Annotated in this window: 1 protein-coding gene and 1 pseudogene; both read right to left on the bottom strand. The window is 76.1% G+C overall.

Annotated features, from left to right (window positions below):
- Positions 1-2998, bottom strand: a pseudogene (locus tag G5C65_RS28705) (type I polyketide synthase); the annotation flags it as partial.
- Positions 2999-3034: 36 nt separating this feature from the next.
- Positions 3035-6518, bottom strand: a 3484-nt coding sequence (locus G5C65_RS28700; protein WP_165301953.1) for an SDR family NAD(P)-dependent oxidoreductase, incomplete at its 5' end; no start/stop codon positions are given.

Genomic DNA, 6518 nt, shown 5'->3' with positions numbered 1-6518 from the left:
CCTCTGCGTCCTGCGCGCGCCCCTCCCGGACGCCGGTGCCGCGCGGCGGGCCGGCGCCGGCCGTCGGGACCGTCACCGGTTCGGTCGTCAGCACCGGGGCGCCGCCCGGATCGGCCACCACCACCCGCACCCCGCGACCGGGCAGGGCGCCCGCAGGCAGCCGGACCTCCACGGTGGTCACCGCGCCGCCGCCGTCGTGCAGCCAGTACCGCTCGCGCTGGAAGGCGTAGGTCGGCAGCGCCACCGCGGGCGGCGTCGCGCCGGTGGACGCGTCCGTGAAGCAGCCGCTCCAGTCGACGTCCACGCCCGTGGTGTGCAGCGCCGCGAGCGCGCGGGTGTACGTCCTCGGCTCGGGGTGCTGGGCGCTGAGCGTGGGCAGCGTCTGGGGCAGCGGCGGGGCCGCGCCGCCGCCGGAGCGCTGGTGCTGGTGCTGGTGCTGGAGGGTGCGCCGGGCGGCGGTGAGCAGGGTGCGGTCGGGGCCGATCTCGATGAACGTACGGGCCCCGCGGGCGGCGTGGGCGACGGCGGGGTGGAACCGGACGGGGCGGCGGATCTGTTCGGCCCAGTAGCCCGGGGTGGCGATGCGGTGATCGGCGGGCGCTCCCGTCAGATCGCTGAACAGCGGGATGGCCGGGGGCCGGTAGTCCAGCCCGGTGATCGCCTCGGTGAACTCGTCCAGCATGGGGTCCATCTGGGGGGAGTGGAAGGCGTGGCTGACCGCCAGCGGCTTCGTCTTGCGCCCGCGCTCCGCCCACCGGCCGCTGATCTCGGCGACGAGTTCGGCGGGGCCGGATATCACCGTGCTGTCCGGGGCGTTGAGCGCCGCGAGCGCCACCGTGCCGCCGTACCGGTCCAGGTCGTCGGCCAGCTCTCCGGCGTCCGCCTGGACGGCGGTCATCGCCCCGCCCGCCGGGAGCCGGCCCATCAGCCCGGCACGGGCCGCCACCAGTCGGCACGCGTCCGGCAGGTCGAAGACCCCGGCGACCTGGGCTGCCGCGACCTCGCCGATGGAGTGCCCGAGCACCGCGCCGGGAACGACCCCGGCCGACTCCAGCAGCCGGGCCAGCGCGATCTGGAGGGCGAACAGGCCCGCCTGGGCATAGGTGGTGTGGTCCAGCAGCTCCTGCCGGCCGCTGAGGACCACCTCGCGTACCGCGTGCTCGAAGCGGCCCTCGAAGTGCGCGCACACCTCGTCGAAGGCGGCGGCGAAGACCGGGAAGCGCGCGTACAGGCCGGCGCCCATCCGGGCGCGCTGGCTGCCCTGCCCGCTGAACAGGAAGACGAGGTGCCCGGAGGGCGGGGCGCTCCCGGCGGACGCGGGCACGACGACGTCGCGGTGATCCTCTCCGGCGGCCAGCGCCCGCGCCCCGGCGAGGAGCTGGTCCCGGCTCTCCCCGATGATGACGGCCCGGTCCTCGAACGCCGCCCGCGCGGTGATCAGCGACCAGCCCGTGCCGGAGGGCGGGGTGCGCGGATTGCGCTCGGCGTGGGCCGCCAGGGCCCCGGCCTGCGCGCGCAGCGCCCGGCCGCCCCGCGCTGACAGCACCCAGGGCAGCACCAGTCCGTCGTCCGGTGCGTCAACCGGTCCGTCGTCCGGTGCGGCGTCCGGTGCGGCAGGCCGGGCCCGGTCCTCGGGCCCGGGGTCGGGCTCGGGGGCCTGCTCCAGGATCAGATGGGCGTTGGTTCCCGAGATGCCGAAGGAGGAGACCCCGGCGCGCCGCGGGCGTTCGCCGCGCGGCCAGTCCACCGGCCCGGTGAGCAGCCGGACCGCCCCGCTGTCCCAGTCCACATGGGAGGTGGGCGCGTCGATGTGCAGCGAGGGCGGGAGGACTCCCTGCCGGAGCGCCATGACCATCTTGATGACGCCCGCGACGCCCGCCGCTGCCTGCGCGTGCCCGATGTTGGACTTGACGGAGCCGAGCCACAGGGGCTGTCCGTCCCGGCGCTCCCGGCCGTAGGCGGCCAGCACCGCCTGGGCCTCGATGGGGTCGCCGAGCGTGGTGCCGGTGCCGTGGGCCTCGACCGCGTCGATATCGGCCGGGGTCAGCCGGGCGTCGGCCAGCGCCTGGCGGATGACGCGCTGCTGGGAGGGGCCGTTGGGCGCGGTGAGCCCGTTGCTGGCGCCGTCCTGGTTGACCGCCGAGCCGCGCAGCACCGCCCGCACCGGGTGGCCGTTGCGCCGGGCGTCGGACAGCCGCTCCAGCACCACCAGTCCCACGCCTTCGGCCAGCGCGGTGCCGTCGGCGGCCTCCGCGAAGGGCTTGCACCGGCCGTCGGGGGCCAGCCCGCGCTGCCGGGAGAACTCGATGAACAGCCCGGGAGTCGACATCACCGTCACCCCGCCCGCCAGCGCGAGGGCGCACTCGCCCTGGCGCAGCGCCCGAGCCGCCAGATGTATCGCCACCAGCGAGGAGGAGCACGCCGTGTCCATCGTCACCGCGGGCCCCTCCAGCCCGAAGGTGTACGCCAGCCGGCCCGAGAGCACACTGCCGCTGTTGCCCGTGGCGACATGCCCCGCGACCTCGCCGGCGGCCTCGCCGACCAGGGACAGATAGTCCTGCGAGGACACCCCGGTGAACACTCCGGTGCCGCTGCCCCGCAGCGCTCCGGGGTCGAGCCCGGCGTCCTCGAACGCCTCCCAGGCGGTCTCCAGCAGCAGCCGCTGCTGCGGGTCCATGGCCAGCGCCTCCCGGGGGCTGATCCCGAAGAAGGCGGCGTCGAACTCCGGTGCGTCGTGGAGGAATCCGCCCTCCGCCGTATGGCTGGCGCGCGGATGGTCCGGCGTGCGCAGCTCCGCCAGCGGCCAGCCCCGGTCGCCGGGGAAGGGGGAGATGGCGTCGGCGCCGTCGGCCACCAGCCGCCACAGGTCCTCCGGGCCCCGCACCCCGCCCGGCAGCCGGCAGGCCGCTGCGACGATCGCGACCGGCTCCGGCGCGCGGTCCTCCAGCTCGCTGATCCGCTGCCGCGCCTGGCGGAGATCGGCGGTGGCGTGCTTCAGATAGCGGCGCAGCTTCTCGTCATTCGACATGACGCCTCAATCTCGTTCAGACGGGATGTCGCGGTCCGCGGGACCCTGCTGCCCCAGCCCGCTCAACTCCTCGTTGAGCATGCTGAACAGCTCGTCGTCGGTGGCCGACTCCAGTCGCTCGTCGACGGGCTCCTCCCGCGCCGCCCCGTCGCGCGGCGCGCCGGCCATGCGCAGCAGCTCCCGCAGCCGCGCCGCGATCAGCGCACGCTGATCCTGGTCCCCGAGGGCGGTGAGCGCCGCCTCCACCCGGTCCAGCTCGGCGAGCGGGGACACGCCGTCCGCCGCGTCCGCCGCGGATGCCGCCCCGGCCGGAGCCAGGCGTTCGGCCAGCAGCTCGGCCACCGCCCCGGGGGTGGGGTGATCGAAGACGAGAGTGGCCGGCAGCCGCGTGTCCGTGGCGGCGCTGAGCCGGTTGCGCAGCTCCACGGCGGTCAGGGAGTCGAAGCCGAGCTCCCGGAAGTTCTGCGTCGCGGGGACCGCCTCCGCCGTCGCGTGCCCGACGACCGCCGCCGCCTGGCCCCGTACCAGGTCGAGCAGGGCGCTCAGCCGCTCCTCGGGAGCCAGCGAGGCAAGCGCCGCCGCCTGCCCGGGACCGGCGGCCCCGCCCGCGCCTGCGGCCCGGCGTGCCGGGGCGGGTACGAGGTTCCGCAGGAGCACCGGGGTGCTGTGCGGCTCGGCCCGGCGGCGCATCCCGGCCAGGTCCAGCCGGACCGGGACGAGCAGCGGCTCACCGGACGCGAGCGCGGCGTCCAGGAGCGCGAGGGCCTGCCCGGTACTCAGCCCCAGATCGCCCGCGCGTGCGTTGCGGGCCCGGTCGGCCTCGGTGAACTGCCCTGACATACCGCTCGACTGGTCCCAGAAGCCCCAGGCGAGCGACGTCGCGGGCAGGCCCTGGGCACGGCGGTGCTGGGCGAGGGCGTCGAGATACGCGTTCCCCGCGGCGTAGCTGCCCTGCCCGGCGCCGCCGACCAGACCGGTGACGGAGGAGAAGAACACCAGCGCCGAGAGGTCCAGATCCCGGGTGAGGTCATGCAGGTGCCAGGCCGTGGCCGCCTTGGCGCGCAGCACGGCGTCGTACTGCTCGGGCGTCGCCGTCTGGACCGTGGCGTCCTGGACGACCGCCGCGGTGTGGATCACGGCAGTGAGCGGGTGGCGCTCGGGGACGGCGGCCAGCAGCCCCGCCACCGCCTCGCGTTCGCTCATGTCGCAGGCGACGGCGGACACCTCGGCGCCGAGCTCCGTCAGTTCGGCGACGAGCTCGGCCGCGCCGGGAGCCTCCGGCCCGCCGCGGCTGGCCAGCAGCAGTCTCCGGGCGCCGTGGCGGGCGACCAGATGGCGGGCTGTCACCCCGCCCAGGGCCCCGGTGCCGCCGGTGACGAGGACGGTGCCGTCCGGGTCGAGCCCCCGCCACCCGTCCGGTTCGCCGGGCGGGGACGAGCGCTCCGTCGCGAGGTGGCGGGCGATCCGGGGGACGAGCGGACGGCCGTCGCGCACCGCGAGCTGCGGTTCGTCCAAGGCCAGCGCCGCGGGCACGGCCCGGAGCGAGGACTCCTGTCCGTCGAGGTCCAGCAGGGCGATGCGCCCCGGGTGCTCGGACTGGGCGCTGCGCACCAGCCCCCAGACAGCCGCGGCAGGCAGATCCCGGACGTCCTCGCCGGGCCGCGTCGCTGTCGCATGGCGGGTGACGACGGCCAGCCGGGCGGTGGTCTCGGGGTCGGCCAGCCATTCCTGGAGCAGCGTCAGTACCGCCCTGCCGGTCTGCCGCAGCCCGTCGGTGTGGGCGGCCCCGTCGCCTGCGGTGCCGCTGGTGGTGACGGCGGCCAGAACGGTGTCGGGGGCGGGCGTCCCGGACGCCACCGCGGCGCGCAGCGCGGCGAGGTCGGGATACCTCTCCGCCCCCGGCAGCACGGCCGCCAGACCGGTGGCCACCGGATCCGCCTCGGGGGCGACGACGGCCAGCCCTGACGGCGCCTCGGCGGCGGCCGCCGGAGGCCGGGTCCACTCCAGCCGGAACATGGAGCTCTTGGCGGCCTGGCGCTCCGCACCGACCTCCGTGGGCCGGAGCGGGCGCAGCGTCAGATCTTCCAGCGTGAGGACGGGGGCACCCGTCGGGTCGGCGGCGGACAGGGCGAGCCGGCCGGGCGCGGTCGGGGTGATGCGGATACGCAGGGCCCCGGCGCCGGTGGCGTGGAGGCGCAGCCCGCTCCAGGAGAACGGCAGCATGACGGCGCCCTCTGCGTCCGGCGCGCCGTGCGTGTTCTCCGGGGGTGCCGCGTCCTGGGCGCAGGCCCGCAGCGCGGCGTCGAGCAGCGCCGGGTGCACTCCGTACTCGGGCGCCTCGGCACGCTCCTCCTCGCGCAGGACCACATCGGCGTAGACCGTGTCCCCGAGCCGCCACACCGCGGCGAGTTCCTCGTCCAGCGGGTCGGTGGCGAGCCGGTCGGCGCCGGTGGGCGGCCAGGCACCGCTCAGCGCCGTGGGCGCGGTCGCTTCGGGCGTCGCGGCGAGCGTCCCGGTGACGTGCCGGGTCCAGGCGGACCGGCCCGCGTCGGCCGCCGGCCGGGAGTGGATGGTGTAGGCGCGCCGGCCGTCCTCGGCGGGCGGGGCGACGCTGAGCTGGAGATCCACCGGCTCGTCCCCGGGAACGGCGAGCGGCTGCTGCACGATGAGCTCGGCGACATGGTCGCAGCCGGTGAGGCTCGCGGCGTGCAGCGCGAGCTCGGCGAAGGCGGTGCCGGGCAGCAGGGGCGTGCCGAGGACCTGGTGACCGGAGAGCCAGGGGCGGGACTCGGGGGCGAGCCGGCCGGTGAGGATATGCGTGTCCTGGTCGGCGAGCTGGGTCACGGCACCCAGCAGAGGGTGGCCCGCGGATGCGAGGCCGAGGCCGGCGGGGTTGCCGTCCCTGGCGTCCCTGGGCTGGTCGAGCCAGTAGCGCCGGTGCTGGAAGGCGTAGGTGGGCAGGTCGACCACTGTGCGGCTGTCCTCCGGGAACCACGGCCTCCAATCCACCCGCAGGCCCGCGGTGTGAGCGTGGGCGAGGGCGTGTGCGAGCTGCCTGCGATCCCCCTGGCCACGGCGCAGCGTGGGCACGGCCGCCGCCTCCACCCCCGCCTCCTCGAACGTCTCCTGCATCCCCAACACCAACACCGGATGCGGACTCGCCTCCACAAACACCCGATACCCATCCGCCAACAACGCCTCCACCGCCCCCGCAAAACACACCGGCTCCCGCAGATTCCGCACCCAATACCCCGAACCCAACACCCCCGCATCCACCCGGGACCCCTCCACCGTGGAATAGAACGCCACCTGCGAGGCACGCGGCTCGACACCCGCCAACACCTCCTCCAGCCCGGCTGCGATCCCATCCACCTGCCGGCTGTGGGAGGCGTAGTCCACCTCGATCAACCGCGCCCGCTCCCCCGCCGCCTCCGCCCGTGCCACCGCCTGCGCCACCGGCCCCGGCGGCCCGGAGATCACCGTGGAGGAG

The organism is Streptomyces boncukensis (assembly GCF_011045075.1).
Taxonomy (GTDB): Bacteria; Actinomycetota; Actinomycetes; order Streptomycetales; family Streptomycetaceae; genus Streptomyces; species Streptomyces boncukensis.
This window is presented reverse-complemented; position numbering and strand designations above follow the sequence as displayed.